23 protein-coding genes are annotated in these 24822 nt (G+C 59.6%); 16 read left to right on the top strand and 7 right to left on the bottom strand.

Annotated features, from left to right (window positions below; translation table 11 throughout):
- Window positions 1-120 precede the first annotated feature (120 nt).
- Window positions 121-1017 carry an alpha/beta hydrolase gene (locus tag HB376_RS31400; protein ID WP_213767563.1) on the top strand — a complete coding sequence of 299 codons (897 nt, stop codon included), beginning with the start codon at window positions 121-123 and terminating at the stop codon, window positions 1015-1017.
- A 65-nt stretch (window positions 1018-1082) separates the two neighbouring features.
- Here HB376_RS31400 and HB376_RS31395 read toward each other — a convergent pair whose 3' ends face one another.
- Entirely contained in the window at window positions 1083-1631 is a 549-nt protein-coding gene (locus HB376_RS31395; protein ID WP_213767562.1) for a cysteine hydrolase family protein, read from the bottom strand.
- A gap of 114 nt (window positions 1632-1745) precedes the next feature.
- On the opposite strand from HB376_RS31395, the gene HB376_RS31390 reads away from it, so the two are divergent.
- Window positions 1746-2726, top strand: a complete 981-nt coding sequence (locus tag HB376_RS31390) for a GlxA family transcriptional regulator (protein WP_213767561.1) — start codon at window positions 1746-1748, stop codon at window positions 2724-2726.
- 105 nt (window positions 2727-2831) lie between these two features.
- On the opposite strand, the gene HB376_RS31385 is transcribed toward HB376_RS31390, so the two are convergent.
- A complete protein-coding gene (locus HB376_RS31385) occupies window positions 2832-4175 on the bottom strand; it encodes a DUF1254 domain-containing protein (protein ID WP_255631658.1) in 1344 nt (447 codons plus the stop codon).
- A gap of 605 nt (window positions 4176-4780) precedes the next feature.
- On the opposite strand from HB376_RS31385, the gene HB376_RS31380 reads away from it, so the two are divergent.
- From HB376_RS31380 to HB376_RS31370, 3 genes are all read left to right on the top strand, one after another.
- The gene (locus tag HB376_RS31380; RefSeq protein WP_255631657.1) at window positions 4781-6328 is read left to right on the top strand and encodes a DUF1254 domain-containing protein; all 1548 of its coding nucleotides are present in this window, start codon (window positions 4781-4783) and stop codon (window positions 6326-6328) included.
- 139 nt (window positions 6329-6467) lie between these two features.
- On the top strand, window positions 6468-6857 hold the full coding sequence (locus HB376_RS31375) for a VOC family protein (protein ID WP_213767559.1): 390 nt from the start codon (window positions 6468-6470) through the stop codon (window positions 6855-6857).
- Between the two features lie 338 nt (window positions 6858-7195).
- Window positions 7196-7855, top strand: a complete 660-nt coding sequence (locus HB376_RS31370) for a septal ring lytic transglycosylase RlpA family protein (protein WP_255631656.1) — start codon at window positions 7196-7198, stop codon at window positions 7853-7855.
- Window positions 7856-8158: 303 nt separating this feature from the next.
- Here HB376_RS31370 and HB376_RS31365 read toward each other — a convergent pair whose 3' ends face one another.
- Window positions 8159-9466: an aspartate aminotransferase family protein gene (locus HB376_RS31365; protein ID WP_213767558.1), complete on the bottom strand. Its 1308-nt coding sequence runs from the start codon at window positions 9464-9466 to the stop codon at window positions 8159-8161.
- A 112-nt stretch (window positions 9467-9578) separates the two neighbouring features.
- Here HB376_RS31365 and HB376_RS31360 point away from each other — a divergent pair, with 112 nt between their 5' ends.
- The 8 genes from HB376_RS31360 (at window position 9579) to HB376_RS31325 (ending at window position 17061) form a co-directional block, all read left to right on the top strand.
- The gene (locus tag HB376_RS31360; protein ID WP_255631655.1) at window positions 9579-10451 is read left to right on the top strand and encodes a LysR family transcriptional regulator; all 873 of its coding nucleotides are present in this window, start codon (window positions 9579-9581) and stop codon (window positions 10449-10451) included.
- A 297-nt stretch (window positions 10452-10748) separates the two neighbouring features.
- Window positions 10749-11660 carry a LysR substrate-binding domain-containing protein gene (locus HB376_RS31355; RefSeq protein WP_213767557.1) on the top strand — a complete coding sequence of 304 codons (912 nt, stop codon included), beginning with the start codon at window positions 10749-10751 and terminating at the stop codon, window positions 11658-11660.
- Window positions 11661-11797: 137 nt separating this feature from the next.
- Window positions 11798-12787: a zinc-dependent alcohol dehydrogenase family protein gene (locus HB376_RS31350; protein WP_213767556.1), complete on the top strand. Its 990-nt coding sequence runs from the start codon at window positions 11798-11800 to the stop codon at window positions 12785-12787.
- 21 nt (window positions 12788-12808) lie between these two features.
- Window positions 12809-13918, top strand: coding sequence for an alkene reductase (locus tag HB376_RS31345; protein ID WP_213767555.1), 1110 nt, complete (start codon window positions 12809-12811; stop codon window positions 13916-13918).
- A 32-nt stretch (window positions 13919-13950) separates the two neighbouring features.
- Window positions 13951-14352: a nuclear transport factor 2 family protein gene (locus HB376_RS31340; protein ID WP_213767554.1), complete on the top strand. Its 402-nt coding sequence runs from the start codon at window positions 13951-13953 to the stop codon at window positions 14350-14352.
- Window positions 14353-14378: 26 nt separating this feature from the next.
- A complete protein-coding gene (locus HB376_RS31335) occupies window positions 14379-15134 on the top strand; it encodes an SDR family NAD(P)-dependent oxidoreductase (RefSeq protein ID WP_213767553.1) in 756 nt (251 codons plus the stop codon).
- Between the two features lie 88 nt (window positions 15135-15222).
- Entirely contained in the window at window positions 15223-15840 is a 618-nt protein-coding gene (locus tag HB376_RS31330; RefSeq protein ID WP_213767552.1) for an NAD(P)-binding domain-containing protein, read from the top strand.
- 120 nt (window positions 15841-15960) lie between these two features.
- Window positions 15961-17061 (top strand): alkene reductase, encoded by a 1101-nt coding sequence (locus HB376_RS31325; RefSeq protein ID WP_213767551.1) that lies wholly within the window; start codon window positions 15961-15963, stop codon window positions 17059-17061.
- Window positions 17062-17499: 438 nt separating this feature from the next.
- Here the strand turns inward: HB376_RS31325 and HB376_RS31320 are convergent, their stop codons facing one another.
- From HB376_RS31320 to HB376_RS31310, 3 genes are all read right to left on the bottom strand, one after another.
- Entirely contained in the window at window positions 17500-17820 is a 321-nt protein-coding gene (locus tag HB376_RS31320; protein ID WP_213767550.1) for a DUF4148 domain-containing protein, read from the bottom strand.
- 182 nt (window positions 17821-18002) lie between these two features.
- Window positions 18003-18533, bottom strand: coding sequence for an Mpo1-like protein (locus HB376_RS31315; protein ID WP_213767549.1), 531 nt, complete (start codon window positions 18531-18533; stop codon window positions 18003-18005).
- Window positions 18534-18714: 181 nt separating this feature from the next.
- Window positions 18715-19635, bottom strand: coding sequence for a LysR family transcriptional regulator (locus HB376_RS31310; RefSeq protein ID WP_213767548.1), 921 nt, complete (start codon window positions 19633-19635; stop codon window positions 18715-18717).
- Window positions 19636-19908: 273 nt separating this feature from the next.
- Here HB376_RS31310 and HB376_RS31305 point away from each other — a divergent pair, with 273 nt between their 5' ends.
- Complete coding sequence (locus HB376_RS31305; protein WP_213767547.1) at window positions 19909-20868, top strand: aromatic alcohol reductase; 960 nt, start codon at window positions 19909-19911, stop codon at window positions 20866-20868.
- A 177-nt stretch (window positions 20869-21045) separates the two neighbouring features.
- On the opposite strand, the gene HB376_RS31300 is transcribed toward HB376_RS31305, so the two are convergent.
- A complete protein-coding gene (locus HB376_RS31300; protein WP_213767546.1) occupies window positions 21046-21447 on the bottom strand; it encodes a helix-turn-helix domain-containing protein in 402 nt (133 codons plus the stop codon).
- An 88-nt stretch (window positions 21448-21535) separates the two neighbouring features.
- Between HB376_RS31300 and HB376_RS31295 the strand changes: the two genes are divergently transcribed.
- Together HB376_RS31295 and HB376_RS31290 are read left to right on the top strand one after the other, a co-directional pair.
- Window positions 21536-22390, top strand: a complete 855-nt coding sequence (locus HB376_RS31295) for an SDR family oxidoreductase (protein WP_213767545.1) — start codon at window positions 21536-21538, stop codon at window positions 22388-22390.
- A 365-nt stretch (window positions 22391-22755) separates the two neighbouring features.
- Complete coding sequence (locus tag HB376_RS31290; RefSeq protein ID WP_213767544.1) at window positions 22756-24693, top strand: site-specific integrase; 1938 nt, start codon at window positions 22756-22758, stop codon at window positions 24691-24693.
- The last annotated feature ends 129 nt before the right edge of the window (window positions 24694-24822 follow it).

The following is a 24822-nucleotide window of genomic DNA, read 5'->3' as shown; positions in this document are numbered from 1 at the left end:
CACGAAACGGTGCGCTGCGCAAACACGCCGACGCGCGTCACGCACCAGCGTGCGAAGCTCAGGAATACGTGGCAGCATTTACGTGTCGAACGTAACGGGCCAATCTCATGGAGACCACGCATGGACGATCGGAAGCTGCTGGCACGCACGGCTAAACTTGAAATTGCGTACACCGCGTCCGGACCGGCTGACGGGCCGCCGGTCATGCTGGTGCATGGCTGGCCTGATGCCGCGCGAGCCTGGACGCCCGTAGCGGCACGTCTCGCCGCAGCGGGTTTTCACACGATCGTTCCGGACTTGCGCGGCGCCGGCAACACGCGCTTTCTGTCGGCGGAAACGGTGCGCGACGGTTCCGGCGTGGCCCTCGCGCAAGACGCGATCGATCTGGCCGATGTCCTGGGAATAAATCGTTTCGATGTCATCGGCCACGACTGGGGCGCACGCGCGGCCTATACGCTGGCGGCGCTGTTTCCCGGGCGCATTGGACGTATCGCCGGGCTCGCACTGCAGTTCCAGCCGAATGGCGCGTTCGAATTGCCCCACTTCTCGCAGGCGCGGAAGTTTTGGTATCAATGGTTCATGGCGCTCGATGCCGCTCCCGCAGCGGTCGCCGCCGATCCCACAGGTTTCGCCCGCTTGCAATGGGATACGTGGTCGCCGCCCGGCTGGTTCGACGACGCAGAATTCGCTCGGACCGCCGCCGCTTTCGATAACCCCGACTGGGTGCCCATCACGCTCAACGGGTATCGGCGGCGCTGGCGTGAGGGCGAAGCATCCGATCCGGCGTATGCCGTGCTGCGGGAAAAACTGGCGGCCATCGACCAGCTTTCGACACCCACGCTGATGATCCAGGGCGGCGCCGATTTCTGCGACGAACCGGCTTCATCGGAAGGGATGGAGGGGCACTTCACGGGCGGGTATCGGCGGGTGGTGCTGGACGGCGTGGGGCACTTTCCGCCCCGCGAAGCGCCGGACGAAGTGGCGGACCTGCTCATCGCGCATCTGCGCGGCGAGTAAGTGCCTGGTGAACAGAGTCATTCAACGAACATCGCCCAAGACACGAGACCGATTTTCGACGTGAACTAAGCGCCGATGTATTCGTCCGTGGACAGCATCGTTGCATAGCCGAAGGCAAGCGCTGCCATGAAGGCCGCATGCACGTGTGCAGCAGGAACTTTGACGCCGCCGAATTCCATGTCAAGTGTAGCAACGGCATCATGTATGACCGTGGCCTTGTAGCCAAAGTCGACAGATGCCCGGGTGATGGCGTCGACACACATGTGGCTCATTGCCCCGGCGATAACCACTTCTTCAATGCCGTTGGCATCGAGAATGTTCTTGAGATCGGTGTCACGAAAGGCATTGATTTGATGTTTCAAGACGACGTGTTCTCCTTCCTTATTGATTACCTGCGGAGCGATCGCGGCACCTTCAGAACCTGCGACGAAAAACGCCGCGTCGCTCTTCGGGGACTCATGGCGAACGTGCACGACGAGATGCCCGGCCGTACGCGCTGATTGAAGCAGGCGCGCCGCGTTGGCGGCAGCGGCCTCGATGCCCATCAATGTCCATTTCCCGCCTGGGAAGTAATCGTTTTGCAGGTCTACGATGATGAGTGCACGCTGGGTCATGTCTATTCTCCTGGTATTGACGAGAAACGCGATCGTTCTCTGAGACTCAAGAGTAAGCTTGCGCGACTGTTTTGCGAATTGGCAGGACTGACAAAAAACGAGGTAAAACTGACAATGGCAAAGAAAATAGCCCCCGTGGAAATAGCACTGCTGATATATCCGGGGTGCCAGCTCGCTGCCGTTCATGGGCTAACAGACTTATTCCACATTGCCGAGCGCTTATTTCAGCGGTCAAAAAGTGTCGAACACCCGATGCTGAAGGTAAGTCACATTCAGTTTGACGCGGGCAGCTCTTCTCCACCCTGGGCAGATAGCGCACCTGATTTCGTGATTATTCCGCCCTCGCTCGGGGGACTTCCCGTCGGCGATACTTTCGCTCCGATCGTGAAATGGTTGAACGACTGTCATGCGAGAGGCGCCGTGCTGGCGTCCGTTTGTGTCGGGACGTTTCTTCTCGCTCAGACCGGACTGCTCGCGAGGCGCTCGGCGACAACGCATTGGTCACAGGCGCAACTCCTTGCCGAGAGCTTCCCCGAAATTCACGTGGATGGCGACAAACTCCTGATTGACGATGGTGACATTCTTACGGCGGGAGGGGTAATGGCCTGGGCCGATCTGGGACTCAGGATAGTCGACCGTCTGCTCGGTTCTGCAGCCATGTTGGAGACTGCCCGTTTTCTTTTAGTCGATCCTCCGGGACGGGAACAACGTTACTACAGTGCGTTCTCCCCGAAGCTCAATCACGGCGATAAAACGATTCTTGACGTCCAGCACTGGTTACAGCAGGACAGTGCCCGCCATCCCACAGTTGCTTTGATGGCTCAGCGCGCCGGCTTGGAGGAAAGGACATTTCTTCGCCGATTTCAGAAGGCGACCGGTCTTCGCCCGACAGAGTATTGCCAGCATCTTCGGGTGGGCAAAGCGCGTGAGATGCTCGAAACGAGTCAACAGCCGTTCGATCAGGTCGCTTGGAAAGTCGGTTACGAGGATGTAGGGTCATTCCGGAAAGTCTTCATCAAGCTAACCGGACTGTCTCCGGGGGATTACAGGAAGCGTTTTCGAACGCAAGGCGAAGGTGCCTCGCCGATTCCTTGAGTAAAGCCTGCATGAAACAGACAGAGAAAAAACCACATCGGGCAAGGGCACTTCTCTTCATGGCGGCTCCATGGTTCGACGCGCATCGACGCAACCGCGCACCGGTTACTGACCGATCTGGCTTACGGACGGAGGAATCCATTTTCCCGCCATGATCTCTGCCTTAGGCCAATAGGCACGAATGAACAGCTCAAAGTCGCCCGCTGGCGCCGGCAGCCAGTTGGCGACTTTGTCAGCGCTTGGACGCTCATGCTGCACATAGAAGGTCAACGAGCCGTCATCGCCATAGACGAGGTTCTTGTTCTTGGTGCCAACGGAGAAACGGTTGAGCTCATTCGGAGCGAAGAAGTGGGCATTGTCGTACAGCGTTAGCGACCAAAATCCATTTACCGGCGGCGTCGCGCCCTTCGGGAAAGTAATCTGGTAGGCGTTGGCGCCATTCAGCCGCTTCTTGCTGACGTCATACTCCAGGCCGTAATAGGCGGCTTCACGGCGGGGATTGACGAAGATATTGGCCTTGGCAGCGGCCGCACGAGTGTAGTAATCCGTTCCGAACTCCGCGCCATTGATTGGCGCGACCCAACCGTTTCCAATCGGGACGCCCGCGAAAGAGTATTGATGCATCTCAGGCATCATTTCCTTGTCTGCGTCCACCGCAGCCTGCTTGAGCGTCTCGGCCACTTGCGGATTCTTGGCTGCGGCATCGAGCAGGGAAGAGATCCAGCCATAAACTGCCTCCTCTCCAGGCTGCGGTGGCACTTCCTTCATCACCGCAGGTAGTTCAGCGAAAAAGGCTTCCGGTTTGACCCACTGGGTTTCAGCGCCGCTACCCTGTGTGCCGCCGGCTGGATCGGACAACGTCGGAATGGCTGCCCAGTCTTTGGTTTTCATCTTGCCGTCGTACTCGCTGAGAGGGTACGCCATGATCTGACTCACCAGCGGTTGGATTGCCTTACGGTCTTGCGCCGTATCATCGAGGAAGGCGCGCGGAATCACGTACGCAAGGTTGGTGGGCGATCGGAATACGCCCTTGATTCCCCTTGGCACAGTGCCTTTCCAGTTTGGCCCAACCACCATGTAGAAACCCGGCTTGGTGCCATACATTTTGCCGACGCCTCCAAGCGTGTCAGTACGCTGATCGCCGAGTTGATACACCCAAAAACGATCAGCGAAATCGGGCACCTGAAATACCGCCGGTTCCTTTTCCAGAGAGAAAAGTCCGAACCCGTAGACGACGTCCTGATTAGGGGTTGCAACGGCGCGTTCCTCGGGCTTGATGTAGTCGGTCAACATCGTGAGCCTGTTCAGCGGCGCTAACGGCAGCACGCCGTCACCCAGGCCGGATTCCGGCACCTTCGAAAAAATAAGGTGACGATTGTGCATGTTCACAAGCGGCCATCCCCAAACGTAGGCGATCTTCGCGAGGTTACGAACATACGATTCCGGCATCTGCGTTCCAGCGACAGGGCCAGAGGGGATCGCCCGGCTAAGGCCAGGCACTGTCACACGCTGTGTATCGGCGAACGAGTTCGGCGCGCATGAGAGGGCGGCCAGGATCATGGCGCCCCCTAAGAGCAGTGAACGCGGGCGGAGTAGCTGAACCTCTGACTTGACCATAGGAGTCCTTGGTTATGCATCGTTCCTTTCCCGGGATTCACCGGCCGGGGCCTGAGCAGGGCGCCGACATGCACCCGCTTTGCCAGAAGCGACTTCCATCGCAGAATGAGGATGTAATCCCGAGGCAAATTCGACCGATATCAGATTTTGTATCGCAATGCACGCGGCTCAGCTAACTTCCTCCATTTTTTTGGATTTCAGGACTGGTGCCTGTGAGTCCCGCATTTAGTCCCGCGTTTCAAGAAATATTTTCTTTCGACACACACAAAGGTTCGGATATCAACTATTGGTTTAGGTCGGCGTCGTCTCATCTCGTACTCAATCAAGGGGATAAGCGAATGCAGATACACGGTGCGACCTCTCGGTAATCGACGGGACTCAACCCATACACGCTGCGTGGCCCTTAGCCGGCCATGCCTGACAATGAGGCGGTTCCAATGCAACCCGTGCTTAAGCTCACGTTTTCAGTTTGCGTTGCTTGTCTGCTAGGCTCGTGCTCCAGCTCGCCCCCGCAGTCAGGCAGTGCGGAGGCGGCCCAGCCGGCATCAATGTCAACGTCAACGTCGCACTATGAGGCCCTCGCCGACTTACCATTCGATGGCGGCTATCCAACCCGGGACGGCATCAAGACGTTGCGGGACGAACTGCTATTCCAGCGCGGGGTGCAGAGTTATATTTGGGCGCTGCCGGCGTTGAACGTGTATGCCATGAAGGAAGGGTCCGAGGCGAAATTCGGCGCGGGCTACAACGTGCTGCCAATCTGGAAGCAACGCCTCAATGCCAAGACGCTGGTAACCACGCCAAATTCGGACGTGATCTATGCCATGGGCTACCTGGACCTGCAGCAGGATGGCCCGATGGTCATTGAAGTGCCCCCGGGACTGCAAGGTATTCTCGACGACTTCTTTCAGCGTCCGATCTGCTCTATCGGCAAGATCGATGGCCGGCAGTGGTGTGGCGACGTCGGGCTGCCTGGGCCCGATAAGGGCAAGGGGGCTAAATATCTCATCGTGCCACCCGACTACCAGGGAAAGGTCCCGCCCGGCTATCTGGCGTACCGCTCACGTACCTACAATGTTTTCGTGTTTTGGCGCGGCTTCTTCAAAGACCCCAAGCAATTGGAAGCGCCCGTGCAAGTCATGCAACAGACGCGCATCTATCCGCTTGGAAAGGAGTCATCGGCCAAGCCGATGCAATTTCCGGATGCATCGGGCGTGCCGGTAAACATGCTTTATCCAAAGGATGTGACGGCCTTCGACATGCTTTCTCGCTTTCTCGATCACGAATATGTTGACCCGCAGGACATGGAGATGCGTGGAATGCTCGCGGCGATCGGCATTGTCAAAGGGCAACCGTTCAAGACTGACACGCACAACCGTGAGCTACTCGACGACGCAGCGAAAACGGCCAGCAAAATCGGCCTCGCGGGCTCTTATGAGCCGCAGACAATCGTGTCTAACGGCACGTGGTACGAAGACCGACGCTGGCTCAATGTTTTCCCCGGCAATGCGACGTTCACGGGGGACACGTTCAACTATATCGACCCGCGTACTGGATTTTTTACGAACGCTTACTCGGCCAGCCCGGGCATGGCTGTGAACATGGAGAATGTCGGCGCAAAATATCCGGCCACATTCGTCGACGCAAACGGCGACTTCCTACGCGGCCAGAACAGCTATCGTCTGCGGTTACCCAAAGACGTCCCTGCCGCGCTGTTTTGGTCCGTTACGGTTTACGACTCGACGACTGCGTCTGGACTGGACAATGGTCAGCCCTTCCCTTCGATCAACACGATGGACAAGCCCGTCCAGAACGCAGACGGTTCAACGGACATCTATTTCGGGCCCGAGTCACCAGGCACCGGCAAGAACTGGCTTGGAACGTTGCCGGGAAAAGGCTACTTTGTCATTTTGAGGCTCTATGGACCGACTAAAGCCTTCTTTGAGAAAACCTGGAAACCGAGCGATGTCGAAAAGCTGAACTAATGCAGCGGGATCGCGGTGAGCTTGGGACGCTCCACGCTTATGTCAAGGCGACGAGATTTGTCGGCCATTTTCGGTTGACGTATTCTCGCAGGTCAGATGTTCGGACACCCTTAACCACCGATCGCAATAACACCATCCGATGCAAGCACAACTCAGAATCGCCCGACCCGTCAGCGATCTTCCCCGGTTAGAGAGCATGTATTGCGCAGCCCTAAACCTGGTCGTGCTGGCACGATTTCAAGATCACCAGGGCTTTGACGGGGTAATGCTCGGACGTTCCGGAATGGACTATCACTTCGAGTTCACCCAGTGTCGCAAATATCCGTTATCGCCAACTCCGACGCCCGAGGATTTGCTGGTGTTTTACGTCCCGGATCGAGAAGCCTGGCAGTCAACGTGCGAGCGCCTTATCGAGAACGGATTCGTTCGCGTGACGTCGTCCAATCCCTATTGGGACGTATCGGGTCGAACATTCGAAGATCTCGATGGCTACCGAATCGTTTTGCAAAATGCGCCCTGGTCCTCCTGACGAGGTGTACTTTATTCGGGAGCTGGCTCGAGCTTTGCTCCATGCAACTTGACCAGGGAAAGACGAATTTCGGCCACTGTCAGCCACTCAACAATGCTGTATGGATCGTTGAAAATCGACTGCGACGGCGTGGCGCGGATCACGCCGTGGCGCCGCGCCAGAATTTCGCTGGCGCAGCGGCGCGTGCATTGAACTGACGGACGTCTTACCGATACCGTACAGACATCCCCAGCCTCGCGTGAGAGGCTTTGTAATACCCCGCATACACGCGTAATTCAGGTGTTACTCTCACTGAGTCAAGTGCCCACTGCTTTTGACAGGCTGAAGAGGAGTGGTAAATGAAAAATGATTTTCATACCACGGAGAATCGGCTACTGTGCCCCCTCCCCGAAGCGGAATGGGTGCGTCTGAAAACACAACCGGTGTCGGTTGACCCGGCGCCGGGATGGGTGGTGTACGAGGCTGGCGACCACGTCGACCACACCCGTTCGCGGCACGGTCGAAGAAGCAAGCTTCGAGCGCTTCTGGTTCTGGTCCTGTCGTGCTGCCTGAGCACGGCGCTTCGGGCGCAAAAGCCGGCATCCACCGATGCCACGCAGGCGAGCGCGAAGGCAACTCCCCGCGCCGGCCTTGACCGCTCCGGTAAAACACGCAAGGGCAAGGCCTCATACTACGGCCAGAAGTTTTACTCAAAAAAGATGGCCGACGGTACGCGCATGAATCCGCAATCCAATGTCGCCGCGAGCAAGACTCTGCCGCTTGGCACCAAGGCCCAGGTAACGAATCTGGAAAACGGCGCCAGCGCGGTTGTCGAAATCAGGGATCGCGGCCCCTATGTCAAGAATCGAATCGTCGACGTGTCGCCCAAGACCGCCGATAAGCTCGGTTTGAAAGAAAATGGCACCGCCCCGGTCGAAGTCAAGCCTGTGGAAGTTCCGCAGCCCGACGGTAGCGTGAAGCCGGGCGCAGGCGCAGCGGAAACCCCGCGCAGCAAGTAACCGGTCGACGCTCAGGATAGCCATTCCTCATATTGAATTGGCGGCCCAATGACAACGGGGCGCTTCTCGTCGTTGGGCTTGTGAAACCGCTTCATGAGCGCATCGTCTCGCGTTGACTGTCCGCATCTTCATGGGCAATGGCCATCGCCATGGACTCCCTGTTGGACATCCTTCGACGCTCAAAAGTGAACGACCACTGAACGATGGGAGCCGCTCGGCCTCTCAGCAGAACCTGTTGCCGCTCCGCCCGGCTCGACCAATGACAGCGCTGGCCTTATGGCGCTCGCGACTTGGCATTGCGTGTCACATGCCCACACTTTCCTCGATAGCTTGCTCGATGATCGATAACCCCTTATCGATCTCAGCCTCAGCAATGGTAAGCGGAGGAGCCAAGCGGAAGACATCTCCAAGTCCCGGCAACTGAACAATATTCATGTGCAAGCCGAGTTCGAGGCAGCGACGCGTGATTGCAGCGGAAAGAGCGGGGGCCGCAGTTTTCGTTGATCTGTTGCCAACGATTTCGATCCCGAGCATCAACCCACGTCCGCGTACATCGCCGATGCATTCGAAGCGGCCTTGAAGCGTCTCCAGACCGTCGCGCAAACGCGTACCGATTACACCAGCGCGTTCAACCAGGCCATCCCGCTCTATGATCTCGACGACTTTTAGCCCGACAGCTGCCGGCATTGGATCGGATACATGTGTCGTATAAAAGAGGAATCCGCGTTCATGTGCTTGATTCTCGATGTCCTGAGTCGTCAGCACGGCAGCCAGGGGAAGGCCCGCGCCAAGCGTTTTGGACAAGGTCAGGATGTCGGGCACCACGCCGTCGTGCTCACAAGCGAACATGGTTCCGGTTCTGCCCATGCCGGTTTGCGCTTCGTCCACAATCAATAGCATCCCGCGCTCGATGCACTTCGCTTTTAGCGCGCGCATATATCCTGGCGGCAGTTCAATCAGGCCACCCGAGCTCAGGATTGGCTCAGCGATGAACGCCGCGAGGCTGCCGCAAGATTGCCTGTCGATCAGGTCGAATGCGTAGTCGAGTTCAGCCGCCCAATCATAAACACCGTTGCGTTCGAATCGTGGCCGGTACGGATAGGGCGCCGGAATGGCAAAGGACCCCACGGCGGCCGGACCGTAACCCTTGCGGCCGGCGCTATAAGTGGCCGAAGCTGCACCGCCGGTCATGCCGTGCCACGATTGAGCGAAGCTCACGATCTCGTGCCGGCCGGTTACGAGCTTTGCCATCTTGATCGCTGCTTCGTTGGCTTCTCCACCGGTGCTGAGCAGCAAGGAACGATCAAGTCCTTCAGGCGCGATGCCGGCGAGGCGGGTTGCCAGGTCCACGACCGGCCGCGAAAGCATCCCGCTGAAAAGATGGGTGAGATTCCGTGCGCTCTCTGCGATAACTTCGGCGATTTCCGGATGAGAGTGGCCAAGTATGGCGCTCATCTGTCCAGAGGTGAAGTCGAGTATCGCCCGGCCCGTGGAATCATAGACATGGCTGCCGCTGGCACGCTCGATTATGACGGGCGAGAATGTACCGCCGTAGCGGATCAGGTGCCGCTGAGCGTTTGACCAAAAGTCCCGATCGGTTTGTGCTGACATGACGGTGTCCATGTGTGGAGGGCGGGTGCGCCGAAGGTCAATGTATGCGAACTAAATCGGCAGGTGGAAATGAAAAGTTGTGATGCCTGCCATTCGAGGAGCTGATGCCATCATGTTGCAGCTGGATTTCGATTTGCTCAGGACGTTCGTCGCCATAGCCGATGCCGGGTCCCTCACGCGCGCGGCGGCGGAAGTTGGCCGCACGCAATCCGCGATCAGCATGCAGCTCAAGAGGATCGAAGAGATCGTCGATGGCGCGGTGCTGGTGCGTACCGCACGCGGCGTGGAACTGACGTCGCGCGGCGATCGGCTGTTGTCGCACGCCCGAAGGCTGGTGCGAGCACACGACGAGGCGCTGGTCGACGTGACCGGTCGCGGGCTCACCGGTTCGATCCGGCTCGGATGCCCCGAGGACTATTGCACAGAGTTCCTTCCGGCCGTGCTACGCGCAATAGCGGCGCAGCATCCGCGGGTCGCACTGGAAGTCGTATGTGCGCCTACGCCGTTGCTCGAGAAAATGCTCGATGCGCGTCGTCTTGATGTGGCATTGGTATCGCTCGCGCCGGAGGGGAACCTGGAGCGGGTGATTCGCTGGGAGGATCTGGTGTGGATCGCATCGCAGGACTTTTACCACCCAGGCGATGGGCCTCTTCAAATAGCCTTGTCGGTGCCCGAAACGCTCGACCATCAGGCGGCGCGGCGTGCGCTCGAATGTGCCAATGTCAGCTACCGCGTGGCTTATGAAAGCGTCAGCAAGGATGGTCTGCTGGCAATCGTGCGGGCGGGCATTGCTGTCGCCGTGCTGACGAGAGGCGCCGTTCCTGCAGATTTGCGGATCATGCCCGATGGAGAGATGCTGCCCCCGCTTCCGCATGTTGGCATTGCCGTCGTTTCGTGCTCGGGTACAGTCGATTCGCTTCTTGTGGAGAGTGTGAAGGACCTCATGACCCGCACCTTGAAAACGATGCCGCCGCTTTCGTCATGACGGGTTCCGGTGCGGTTTCAGTTCGACTGACTACCTCGTCCGGGCCTTCACTCGCTTTCTCGCTTCCTCGATTACGTTAACCACTTTCCGTTTGCGGGACATTGATTTCGGAGAGCTTGGACGCGGCTCCGTTCGCTCTTGGTCCGCCGCTTTCCCACCGACATCCACATGCCAGCGTCCCTTGCGACATCGTCGCCCGTGCGCCGATACGCGATCATGACGCTCGCGGAAAAATTGCGGAAAATGCATTAATCCACTAGCATTTTGAGGATCCGCCCAACCGCCAAGGCTAATTCCGTGAAGGACATCTTCTCGCTGCGCCTCTACACCCGGGTCGCCCGGCTGGGCAGTTTCTCCGCGGCTGCGCGAGAATTCAGCCTGTCGCAATCGCAGGCTTCGCGTACTATCGCCGACCTGGAAAGCGAACTCGGCGTCAGGCTCCTGACACGCACGACACGCGCCGTCGTCCTGACCGACGCGGGTGCGCAGTTCCTGTCGCGCATCGATCCGATCCTTGTCGCGCTCGACGAGGCGGAGCAGAGCGTGCGCGAAGGCGGCGACCTGCGCGGTGTGCTGCGCATGAGCATGCCCAGTAGCGTCGCCACGCGCGCGGTGATTCCGCAACTCGCACCGTTCATGGCGCTGCATCCCGAACTGCGTGTCGAGGTGATGCTCGGCGACCGGCCTCAGGACCTGGTGCGCGACGCAGTGGACGTGGCGATCCGCCTGGGACGGCTGGTCGATTCCACGGCGACGGCCCGGCTGATCGCGACCATCGCTCGCGTCATAGTCGCTTCTCCCTCATACCTTGATCTGCACGGCGCGCCCGATACGCCGGAGGCCCTGAACCGGCATCGCATAGTCGGCGGGCCGGCCTCAGCGGTGCCGACTGCGTGGCGCTTCACGCGCGGCCAGCACGAAATCGCGGTTGACCTCGAAGCGCACTTCTCGACCACCGAAAACGACGGCGCCGTGGCGGCCGCGACGGCCGGCCTCGGTATCACGTCAACGAGCGAGTGGGCATGCCGTCGTGAACTCACCGATGGCACGCTCGTGCGCCTCCTGCCCGACTGGCAACTCGCGGGCATACCGGTTCACGCCTACTTCCCAATGGGACGGGCGACCCGCGCAGCAGGCCGTGCGGTCGTCGAGCATCTCGTCGCCGGCTTCCAGCGCGACGAAATGGGGCTTTCCCCGACGCTTTCCTAGCAGGCCCGCACGGTCGTCCCTCGTCCTCATTAATGCATATTATGCATAAGAGATAGCCTGATCCGGTGGCTACCGGGATGGCGACGCGCGCTCTATCTTTCCCTCACGGCACAACCACGCAGCGATGAGGAAAGACGATGACCCGCTCGGTACGCATTCACGAATTCGGTGGACCTGACGTGCTTCGCATTGAAGACGTCACGATTGCCGATCCGGCCGCAGGTGAAGTGCGCCTGCGCATTCATGCGATCGGTCTGAACCGGACCGAGCTGACCCTTCGGTCCGGCCGTTCCCCGGTCAAACCGGCACTTCCCAGTGGCATCGGCTTTGAAGCTGCCGGTGTAATCGACGCGTTCGGGCCGGACGTGACCGGCTTTGCGCTCGGCGATCGGGTAGCGCTCGTGCCCGCCTACGGCGCCGCGCAGTATCCGCTCTATGGCGAGATGTCGATCGCCCCAGCGCGTTCACTGATCAGGATTCCCGATCAACTCGATTTCGTCGACGCAGCCGCCGTCTGGTCCGCGTTCGGCACGGCGTGGAGCGGTCTGGTCGCGGTCGGCCGCCTGCAGGAAGGGCAAGTAGTGTTGATTTCCGCCGCGTCCAGCAGTGTCGGGCTCGCGGCAATCCAGATCGCCAACCGTCTGGGTGCACGGCCGATCGCGCTCACACGCAGCGCGGCCAAGGCGGACGCGTTGCGCCGGTTCGGCGCCTCCGCCGTCGTGGTGTCGGAGTCGCAGGATGTGGCGACGGAAGTCGGACGTCTCACCAATGGCCGCGGCGCCGAACTCGTGTTCGATCCGGTCGGCGGCCCAGGCTTCGCGCAACTCGCGAAAGCGACCGCGAACGGCGGCACGATGGTGTTGTACGGCGCGCTCGCGACCGATGCGACCGTCATTGCGCCGTTCGACATCTTCGCCCGCGACGTGACGGTGCGTGGCGTCGCACTGACTGTTCGAATGCGCGACGACGTGCAGCTCGCAGCGATGAAGCGCTTTGTCGGCGACGGTATCGCGGATGGATCGCTGCGTCCCGTCATTGCGAGGACTTTCAGATTCGACGAAATCGCCGACGCTCACCGCTTCATCGAAGCGGGCGAGCAGATCGGCAAGGTTGTCGTCACGCTCTAAACCTCCGGACAGATACTCACTATGACTTTCGAATCCTTGTTCAAGCCGACCCGCATGGGCAGCCTCGATTTGCCCAACCGCATCGTGATGGCCCCGCTTACACGCATGCGTGCGAGTTCGACCGATGCGGTCCCGACCGAACTGCAGGCCGAGTACTACGCACAACGCGCATCGGCCGGGCTGATCATCGCCGAGGCGACCGCGATCAGTCCGGACGGTTACGGTTGGGCCGACACGCCGGGCCTCTGGAACGCGGCGCAGGTGCGCGGCTGGCGCAAGGTGACCGACGCCGTCCACGCGGCGGGGGGCCGGATCGTCGCGCAGTTGTGGCACACCGGCGCGATCGCGCATCCTGACCTGCGAGGCGGCGCGCTGCCGCTGTCCGCTTCCGATGTGAACGTGCAGCACGAATCCGTCACACGACAAGGCCGTGTCCCCACGGTGGCGCCGCGGCCGATGACCGAAGCCGAGATACGGCAGACCGTGGACGACTATGCGCGCGCCGCCCGCAATGCGATGGACGCCGGTTTCGACGGCGTGCAGATTCTCGCCAACTACCTGTACCTGCTCGCGCAGTTCCTGAACCGCACGACCAACCGGCGCGTGGACCGCTATGGCGGCAGTATCGAAAACCGTGCCCGCATCCTGTTTGAAGTAGTCGAGGCGGTGCTCGGGGAGGTCGAGCCCGCGCGCGTCGGCGTGAAGATCAGTCCGATGCATGAGCGCGGCCCGTTCGCGGCGAACGACGAAACGTTGCCGATGGCCGAGTACGCGATCCGCGAATTGGGCGGGTACGGTCTGTCCCATCTGCTGCTGATGGGCAACACCACTGATTTCACGGGGACGCCGCTGGAACACCTGATGGACGACGGCATGTTCCGTCATTTCCGGCCAATCTATCGGGGCACGCTGATCGCGAATGTAAAGATGGACGCGGCGCGCGGCACTGCATTGATCGACGCCGGCCTCGCGGACATGGTTGCGTTCGGGCGGCCGTATATCGCCAATCCCGATCTTGTCGAGCGAATTGCAAATGGTGCAGCGCTTGCGGAAATCGATTGGACCACCGTGTATGGAGCAGGGCCGCAGGGTTACACAGACTATCCGTCCCTGCGTTTGTGCACCGTTTGACCCCTTCAACCTTTCAGCAAAGCGAGACCGACATGAGCACCACGACGCCCGAACAGAACAAGGCCCTCGTCCTCGAGGCTTTCGACACGCTTTTCAACCAGCGCGACTACGCGGCCGCCGAACGCTTCTGGTCGGAGCGCTACATCCAGCACAGCGCGCACATCGCGCCGGGACGCGAAGGTCTCTTCGCCCTGATCCGTACGCTGCCCGCAACGCTTCGCTACGAGAACCAGTTGATCGTGGCCGAAGGTGACTACGTGATCGCACATGGCCGCTTCTCCGGCAATGGACGGACGAAGGCGTGGATTGCCGCCGATGTCGTGCGTATCGAGAACGGCAAGCTTGCTGAGCACTGGGACGTGCTGCAGGAAGAAGCCACGGAAACGGAGTCGGTCAGCGGCTTGCCGATGTTCGGCGAACGCTTCCCCTCCTGAACTTTTTCAAACGTGAGGATACGATCATGAAACCCACAGGTAACACAATTTTCATAACGGGCGGTGGCTCCGGAATCGGACGGGCGCTTGCCGAAGCGCTGCATCGGCGCGGCAACAAGGTCATCGTCGGTGGCCGGCGGCGCGCGCAACTCGATGAAGTCGTCGCGGCCAATCCGGGCATCGACGCAATCGAGATCGACGTCGCCGACCCGGCGAGCGTCGAACATGTGGCGGCGACGATGATCGCGGACTATCCCGATCTGAATGTGCTCATCAACAACGCGGGCATCATGCAGATCGACCATGCGGACGAACGACTCGACGATGCGTTGATGATGGCAACAGTTGAGACCAACCTGGTTGGACCAATGCGTCTCACCTCTGCTCTGATCGATCATCTGAAGACGAAACCGGACGCGGTCGTTGCGTACACGACATCTGTGCTCGCGTTCGTTCCACTGGCGGTCACCGCAGTGTATTCGGCCACCAAAGCCGCGTTGCACTCGTACATTCTTTCGCAACGCTTCTTGCTGAAAGACTCACCGGTTCGTGTGCTCGAAATCGCACCGCCATGGGTGCGCACGGATCTGATGAACAGTCGCGAGGCGGAACAGGCCATGCCGTTGGACCAGTTCATCGACGAAACGATGAAGATTCTGGATAGCAGTGCTGACGAAATCGTCGTCGACGCCGGAAAGATGTTGCGCAGCAATGTAGGGCCGAAGGAACACGAGTTCGTCAATGCCTTTAACGCGCAGATGAGGTCGGTGCTCAACGGCTAATGAACGACGCACGCTCCGATGCCGGAAGTCGGTCGATTCGGCCTGGCTATGCGTGATTCCCACAACCTGCAGTGATGGAGTTGAACTGATGGAAACGTTGAAAATTTCGGTGCTCGGCACCGGCGATATGGGCGGCGCGATTGCTACAGCGCTCAAAAAACGAACCAATCACACGATTCACGTGCGCGGCTCGAATGACGCCAGCATTTCCTCAAAGAAGCTGGTTGGCGAGCTCGGCGTGACTGCGGCAACACCGCAGGATTTGTCCACGAGCGACATCGTGTTTATCGTCGTACCGGCGACCGAGCTCATTCAGGCTGCCGCTACGCTCGGTGGCTACACAGGTATCGTGGTAGCGGTCTCGGTTTCTGGCACCGTCGGTCGCGATGGCCAGCCCAGCTCGGCCGAGACACTCGCCGCGTCGCTCCCGGGCGCCAAGGTCGTGAGCGCGTTCACTTCGATCTGGTCGGACGTCATTCGGACGCCCGGCACAGACGGACAGGTCAGTGCGTTTGTTGCGTCCGATCATGAAGATGCAAAAGCGGCAGTCTCTGGGCTTGCGAAGGAATTGGGATTCCGTGCAATCGATGGCGGCTCGCTGGCAAACGCAGTGTACGCCGAGGCCATGGGCATGTTCGCGGTGCGGCTTGCAATCGATTCCGGTTACGGCCGCACGATCAGCTTCAGCGCATTCAATGTCCGCTGACGTTTTGCGGACTATGCAAATGCTCGTTGAGCAGATGAGTTCGCCAAGCTCTCGGCCGGTATTTTCGGAGAGAGATTCATGCTCGGCAAGCTCGGTTTTTGTGAGTCAGGAAAAGATAAAATGGAATCGAACACTGTGAAGCTGTTTTCGCCCGTCAAGGTCGGAGCGCTTGAACTGTCGCACCGCGTCGTACACGCTCCCATGACCCGTCTGCGTTCAGACGAGGACCACAGCCCTAGCGCGATGATGGTCGAGTATTACCGCCAGCGGGCTTCGGAAGGCGGCTTGCTGATCACCGAAAGTGCACATCCGTCCTATGACAGCCGCGGCTATATCGGTGCGCCCGGAATCTACACGGATGAGCACGTCGAGGCCTGGAAGAAGATCACCGAGGCGGTTCATGCCAAAGGCGCGCGTATTGTCATGCAAATTGCGCACGACGGCCGTCAGTCGCACGTGGACCTGAGTGGGGGCAATGCGCCGATCGCACCGTCCGTCGTACCCTATGAAACAACGGTGTTTACGCAAAACGGCTGGGTGCCGAATTCGCCGCACCGCGCACTCGAAACGGAGGAAATTCCCGCGCTGGTCGAATCGTTTCGCAAAGCAGCGGCACGTGCCAAAGAAGCGGGCTTCGACGGCGTCGAATTGCACAACGCAAACGGCTACCTGGCCGATACGTTCTTGCAGGACGGCACCAACAAGCGCACGGATGCCTACGGCGGCACGCTCGAAAAGCGTGCCCGTTTCTCTCTGGAACTGGTCGAGGCTTTCGCTTCCGTCTGGGGCAGCGAACGCGTTGGCGTGCGGGTGTCGCCGAGCGGACGCTGGGGCGCGATTTCGGACAGCAATCCAGAAGCGACCTTCGGCTACTTCGCAGAGCGGCTCAACGCGTATGGTCTTGCCTACCTGCATGTCATCGAACCGCGGGTGATGGGCACCGAGACACTCGAGGAAGGGCAGGCGCCGGTCGCGTCATCGTTCCTGCGCAAGATCTTCAAAGGGCCGATCATTGCGGCAGGCGGATTCGATCGCGAAGGTGCCGAGCAAATTCTGCAGCAAGGCGACGCCGATCTGGTGGCATTCGGGCGCCTGTTCTCTTCGAATCCGGACCTGCCGGCGCGCTATCGTCATGGCTATCCGTTGACACACTACGTGCGTGACGCGTTCTGGGGCGGAAACGAAAGCGCGTATATCGACTTCCCGGCATACGCTGCCTAGACTTGGAGGTTGCGAGCGCTTGACAAGCACATTTCCACTTTCAGGATCTGCGAGCGTTCATCGATGAGATCGTGCTCGGCGAGAAGAATCCCGCAAGACATGAGTGGTTTTTTCCAGACGGACACGGATAACGCGGCACGGCGGAACTGCTATGCGCTTAGGGTCTTAGGGTAGATGTTGCTTCGCAGATCAACGCGACCCTCAGGTGCTTAGCCTTGGTCTTTGCTTGCGCGGTGACGCAAAAAAAGCCCAACCTATAGCTGGGCAAAATCCATCGGGATCGGAGCAACCCCGCTGGAGGAGGTGCTGTTCGTTGATTCGAATTGACTGAGCGAAAGGGATGGGCGCACAGGATCGCTGCGCGCTCACCAACCCCCTTCGCATCGTCTTCAATACCGGCAGGGTCACTGCACGGCATGGCAACACAACCAGCGTTGTTTAGTGGCCGGAGTAGATCGACCTTCCATTGTCGTTCAGCGCGGGGCTCACGACTGCGCGGGCACCCGATGCCGACGTGCCATCCGTCACACCGCCGAAGCTGTTAGCAGCGCCGTTTTGCGCAGCGACACGTGCTTCTGCAGCTTGAATATCAGCCGGGTAATGCGGGTCATCGCGACCGGGTTGATAGCCCGCCTTTTCAAGCTGGACCAGTTGAGCTTTCACCTCGGCACGGGTAACGGGCGCATTCGATTGAGCGAACGACGACACGGCCGGCACAGCAAGGACTGCGGCAACAATAAGCGATTGAACGAGTTTCATGACCTACCTCCGAATCTTGATTTTCTTCGCGAACAACCCTGTTCGCGTTTCAGTGTTTCAAGTGTAGGTAAATGCACGCTTAAGATTAAGAGCAGACCGCGCAAGGGATTATTGTCGATTTAGGTGTTAACCCTAGCATCCCGAAAGGAAGTTGATAGCGTCGTCGTATAAATGGCTGACGGTTATCGAACGGCTCCTTTACCTTCACCGCCGCGAATGGGGCCGGCACGCTCTTCAATCGCGCGTCGAACGGGGTCGCGCAGACCCAGGAAGAACGCTAGCTCCGCCACGATGAACAACGGCCCGACGGCCAGCCCGATTACATCGTCCACGAAAGCAGGCTTGCTGCCTTCGAAGTAGTGGCCGATAAACTGGATCACCCAGCCGATAAAGAACAGGCCCAGGCCCCAGGCGAGCCACTGCCCGGTCGTTTGCATCGAGAGCAGCTTCCCCGCCCACACGCTCAGCCCGAGCAAGATAGTCATCAGGATACCGAATCGTATGTCGAGCCGAAGATAGAACACGGCGACCGCTGCGGCGAGCAGCATTGCCGGCGATACGCTCAATGTGCCCGTCACGCCAACCGATGGCCGCGCTAACAAAGTGGCGACCGCAACCACAATCAGTGGAATGCCAATGAGATGCGAAACGATGTTGCGCGAGTCGCGGTGATACACCGCGTACTGTCCAAGCTGGTCAACCAGGGATTTCATGGCACTACCCTCCAAAGCGTGGCTAACGGCATTGTCTGCGATCAAACGGTCAACTGTGCTCAACCCATTCGGCCTTTCCGGCTAGCGTACGCGATGACGGCTTAACGCGCATCCGCGTTGCTCCGGATAGTCCGCCGGGCGTCGAACAAGTTAAAAACGAGCATGTCTTAAAACGGTTTTCTTATCTTGATCGTGCGTCCGGGTTGACGCCGCTTTGCGGAAAAATCCGGATGACCCAATCGACGAAAGCCTTGATGGCCGCGCCCGCATTTCTACCGTTCGGATAAACGATTGAAATGGGCACGGGTGCACTTCTTGCGCTTGCCAGAACCTCTTTCAGCCGCCCGGTTTCGAGGTACGGCGATGCAACAAACTCCGACAACTGGATCAGTCCCAATCCTTCCAGACCGCATTGCAAATACGCTTCTGTTTCGTTGACGGAAAAACGGCTTGGCATTGTCACGGTGACGTTTTCGCCGTCTACACTAAAGCGCCAGTCAAGGGGCCGGCCCGTGGCGTTCGATATATAGTTGACCGCGCGATGAGCGCCCAGCGCTTCGACGCCATCAGGTTCTCCGTACTCCTTCAGATATCGCGGGGACGCGCAGGTCAACCAGCTCAGTTGACCCAGCCGGCGTGCGGTCAATGTGGAATCCGTCAGATCGCCGGTGCGGATGACGCAATCAATACCATCGTAAATCAGGTCGACGGGACGGTCGCTAAGAACCAGCGCCAGTTCAATACCGGGAAAAAGCTGTTCGAATTCCCGCAGTCGCGGCAGCACGACCGCGCGTCCTATGACACCCGGCATACCCGCTCGTATTCGCCCACGCGGCGCCGTCGCGTCCGCCAGCAGGCCGCTCTCTGCCTGGACTATGTCCGACAGGATCGTCCGGCATGACGCGTAGTAGCGCTCGCCCGCATCGGTAAGGCTGAGCGTTCGTGTACTTCGCCGAAGCAAAGGCGTACCCAGATGCCGCTCAAGATTCTTGATCAACGTCGTTACTGACGACCGGGGCATCGACAGGGTCTGCGCCGCCTTGCTGAAGCTCTGCGTTTCGACGACCCGCGCAAAGGTTGTCATCGCTTGAAGTTTGTCCATGAACGGGTACGTGTCCGGTTTGTATTTTGGCGGCGGCGGGTGGCTCAAAAGCGCCGTTCATCCTGCACTGATCTTCAGCCTCTTCCGCCGGATCGTTCGATGCACACGCGTTCTCATTTCCGTGACGGCGAACAATGCCGCGCACCCCCGCCACTACACTTCCGATTGTCCGGCTGACCTCTCCTTTAACGCTGCGGAGTTGTGAGCCGATGAAGACAGGTCGCGTCAGCACGCGCTTCCGATAACTTTTCTCAAGCTAAAAAGGGTACTCGCATGTCGCAAGCTAATTCTATTCTCGTCCTGGGTGCCGGCGAACTCGGCATGGCCATGTTGCGTAGTCTCGCGCGTCGCGCTACGCCGGGGTCGGGCGTTTCTATCGCAGCGCTCCTGCGTCCGTCGACGATCGATTCGCAAGCGCTCGCCAAGCAAAAGGACATTGCCGAGCTGCGCTCGCTTGGCGTCGAACTGCTTCCGGTCGATCTGGCCGAGCAGTCGGAAGAATCGCTTGCTGCTGTTTTTGGCCGCTTCCACACGGTCATCTCGTGCACGGGATTCGTGGGCGGCAGCGGCGTTCAGCTCAAGCTCGCCCGCGCCGTACTGAAGGCGCAAGTAAAGCGATATTTTCCCTGGCAATTCGGTGTTAACTACGATGTCATCGGCCGGGGTAGCCCGCAGGATCTGTTTGACGAGCAGCTCGACGTGCGCGACCTGCTGCGCTCGCAAGATCAGACAGAGTGGGTGATCGTATCGACAGGCATGTTTACCAGCTTTCTCTTCGAGCCATCGTTTGGCGTGGTGGACCTCGGGCGAAACACCGTGAATGCGTTGGGAGGCTGGGACAACAGCGTGACCGTCACAACGGCTGACGACATTGGCGCCCTGACGACCGAGATCGTGTTCGCCGAACCTCGCGTCGTTGATCAAATCGTGTACATAGCCGGCGACACTGTCACCTATCGTCAATTGGCCGATGCAGTCGACGAGCTACTGGACCTGAACGTCCATCGCACTGAGTGGAGCGTGCCGGAATTGAAACGCGAACTGGCCGACGATCCCGACAATGCGATCAAGAAATATCGCGCGGTATTTGCCGAAGGAAAAGGCGTGGCGTGGGACAAGTCGCAGACGTTCAATGCCCAACGCGGCATTGCGGCGTGTGGGCTTGAAGACTGGATGCGCGCCAATCTTGCGGCAAACAAAAGCGTTAACCTTGCGGACGTCAGCCATCGGTAATTCCGCCGGCCGTACTACCGGTGCGCTCACACGATCCGCCGCATATAACGGGCAGCGCGCGCGGCCGCTACAACGTACGCCTCTGGGCCACACGTAAATTTTCGTGCAGCACGTCGGCCGCGGCATCGATGTTTCCATCGAGCAACGGGTGCAACGCCGCTCGCGGTCGCCGATCTTCTACGCCTCCACCGTCCGCGCACTCATGATGCGCGACAGATTCACTTCAATCCAATCCGCCAACGACGTGACCTGGCGCGCGACTTCCTCCCCCAACGGCGTCAGCCGATAGTCCACATGCGGCGGCACTTCGTCATACGCAGTGCGTATCACGAAACCATCAGCCACCAACCACTGCAGCGTCTGCGCGAGCATCTTTTCGCTCACGCCATCTACCCTCCGGCGCAGATCGCTGAAACGGCAAGTCTGCTCCAGCAGAACCATCAACACGAGAACGCCCCATCGGCTGGTGACATGCTTGAGCACTTCCCGCGACGGGCAGTCAGCCGACAGCAATTCGCCACGGCGCAACTGATCCGATAACGGCACGCCGTCGCGGGCAAAACCACTATTTGAGTCCATGGATACTTACCTCGGCGTACGTACTTACGAAAAGTTAGTTTATCCGATACGGTACGGTTTCTGTCGCATTCACCCCAGGAGTTTGATCATGATCGTCGTTACCGGAGCCGCCGGCCAACTCGGCCGGCTTGTTATCAAAGCGTTGTTGAAAACCCAATCGGCAAGCGAAATTGTTGCCGCCGTACGCAGTCCGGAGAAGGCGGCCGATCTCGCCGCGCTGGGCGTGCACGTCCGGCGCGCCGACTATAACGAACCGGCCACGCTCGAAACCGCCTTCAAGGGCGCAGACAAGGTGTTGCTGATTTCATCGAATGAACTTGGCCAGCGCGCAGTCCAGCATCGCGCCGCAATCGATGCCGCGAAGCGCAACGGCGTGCAATTGATCGGCTACACCAGCGTGTTGCACGCCGATACATCGCCGCTAGGATTAGCCGATGAACATCGCGAGACGGAAGAGGCACTGCGCGCATCGGGCGTACCGTTCGTTTTGCTACGTAACGGCTGGTACACGGAAAACTACACCGGCAGCCTTGCCCCCGCGCTCGAACACGGTGCGATCCTCGGCAGCGCGGGTGACGGCAAAATTTCCTCGGCGACACGCGCCGACTATGCGGAGGCGGCCGCGCTGGCGATGACTCGCGACGCTCAGGCGGGACACATTTATGAACTGGCCGGTGATACCGCATACACCCTTGCCGAGCTCGCTGCCGAAGTAACGCGGCAGTCGGGCAAGAAGGTCGAGTACCAGAATCTTTCCGAGTCGGACTACAAAGCCGCGCTGATCGGCGTCGGATTGCCGGAGGTCTTGGCTGCGCTGCTGTCGGACTCGTCTACGGGCGCATCAAAGGGTGCACTCTTTGATGAAGGTCATCAGTTGAGTCAACTTCTTGGCCGGCCGACTACGCCGCTGGCCACCGTGGTGGCCGAAGCGCTCGCGGTGTAATCGCGCGTTTTCTGGTGCGTGTGGGTTAGTGACGGTGCCTGCACGCACGATTCGTTCAATGTGACGACGGCGTTGCATTGTCCTCATAGTTTTCCAGTCGCTGAACTCAAAGAACGCTTCCCGATATCGACGCTCGACGTCGGTTCGTTCATAGACTTCTTCCATTTCGTCCGGCGTGCGAGCGTCGGCGCTTCAGATTTCACTACCCTATCGAGCCTCGTCGTTGCACCTCAACCAGCGCGACGACGAACGGCCAACACCTGCGAAGGTTCGTATACTTATCAGATGTGGCGTTTTTTGTTGTCAAACCGCCTCCACGCTGGTAGCCTCACTCCAAGCTATTGAAACGAAAGCATAAATAACTCATGCCAGCTGCTTTACAACCATCATCCGTTCGCAATCCCGAGAACCGCACCTCAATCAAGCGGCTTACTCGTGAACATTTCGCGCTCTATCGCGGATATCTGGATGGCGTTTCGGTCGAGCAACTACATGCAACTTATGGCGACGCCACCACCGACATCCGGGCGACCCGACGTCTGATCGGCCTGTTGCGCGACACCCTGTCGGGCGCTGCGCGCCGCACCCGCGATGTCGAAGCCACGCATCTTCTGCGCCTGAGACCAGGCAGCATTCCTGACGCACAGCGGTCGGCAGCCGGCGAGATGCCATCGCTGGAGGCCTATCGGGAATCCGTCGATCCAAACGGTTTCCATAGTGAAGCCGAACTGCTGGAGCTTTATCAGGCTGAATTTCCACAGGAAAACGGCCTGGGTGTTGACCGGCGTTCAACCCGGAATGCCCGCCTGCGCCGACGTCAGATCGACGCCCTCGCCCGCATGGAAGCCAGTCTGGTCCAGGCGCCGCAGCCGGACCACCCGGTCGCAAGCTGGCTCGAACCCGCGATTGCCGGCCGTCTTCAGCACGCGGGTATCCATACGCTCGCCGATCTCCTCGGATTCATCGAACGGCGCGGCCACCGCTGGTATGCAAGCGTCGCGCGGGTCGGGCCAAAGGCAGCGCGCCGGATAGTTGACTGGCTCGCTCTTCACGCCGATTCGCTCCGTCACATGCTGTCCACGCGCGCGCTCACCCCCCGCCGGCGCTTGTCCAGCAACGATCCCTCGCTTATGCGGCCACGCCAGAGCGGCATCGTGCCGATCGAATCGCTCGCTGTACCCGCGGAAATAGATGGATCGACGGGCACTAACCGGGCGCGAAATCACGGTTTGCCGTGTTCGCTGGAAACGGATTTGCAGGCAATCGAAGCGTGGCTTGCCGCTCGGCAACACAGTCCGCACACCGCCCGCGCCTATCGCCGGGAGGCCGAACGCCTGCTTCTGTGGGCAATCAACGAAAAGAAAAAGGCGCTATCGTCGCTGGATGGCGCCGACTGCGCGGGGTATATCGGGACGTTTTTGGCCGATCCGCAACCGGCCGCCCGCTGGGTCGGACGCGCGAAAATCGAGCGAACTCACCTGGATTGGCGGCCGTTTGTCGGCGCCCTCTCCAATCGCAGCCGCGAGACCGCACGAGCAATTCTTCACGCAATGGGTCAATGGCTGGTCGAGCAGAACTATTGGGCGCACAACCCGTTTTCGAATGCTCCGGCGGTGGCAATTGGCCCGCGAATTGACGTTTCAGGGCGCTCGCTCAACCACGGGCAGTGGCAGAGCGTGGTCCAGGCGGCCTCTCGGGACCAGTATTCCCAACGGGAATTGCGTGACTATCTGGCGCTGAATCTTGCCTACTCGACCGGGCTGCGGCGGGCGGAACTGGCGCATGCAACAACCGGCCAGCTAATCCAGCCGGCGCTGGAAAGTGGAATTGAAAGCGCATCGGCTAACGCCTGGCAACTGGCAATTCCCGGAAAAGGCCGTGCGGCACGAACCATTCCGGTCCCTCAGGCCGTAATGGAATTGCTTTTTGAGAGCCTGCGGGCGCGCGGTTTGCCCGGGGACCCCAGCGCTTGTCCAGCCGACACTCCGCTTCTGGCGCATTTTCGCACCGGCAATTCATTGACGCCCGATGGGATGGGGCAGGTATTCCGGCGGCTTTTCTCTTGGGCCGCAGTTCTCTCAACACAGCAGAATTTGCTCGATTCGCATCGTTGTTTCAGTGCGAGCACTCACTGGGTCCGTCACACCCACTCGCATCACGCACTCGAAAGCGGCGCGGATTGCCGCGAAGTCCAGGTCCGCCTCGGCCACGCCAACCTGTCCACCACGCGTCTTTATGTGAAAGCCCGTGGTCATGGTTCGTCCGCTAACGGTAAAAACGGCGTCTTGTCGACGAGCCAATAGCCAAGGAATACCTCGCCGGCGCTTGAATCTACAGACCTAAAGCGCCGCAAAACCTTCGATTTGCCTCAAGTCTTTTCTCACCTTTTTCCTCCAAGCCCAACAACCACGTGCCTTTGCGGCTACCCCGGC

Origin of the sequence: Caballeronia sp. dw_19 (assembly GCF_018449515.1) — a bacterium.
Classification (GTDB): domain Bacteria; phylum Pseudomonadota; class Gammaproteobacteria; order Burkholderiales; family Burkholderiaceae; genus Caballeronia.
Note: the sequence above shows the minus strand (reverse complement) of the source record. Positions and strands in the feature narration are given on the sequence as shown.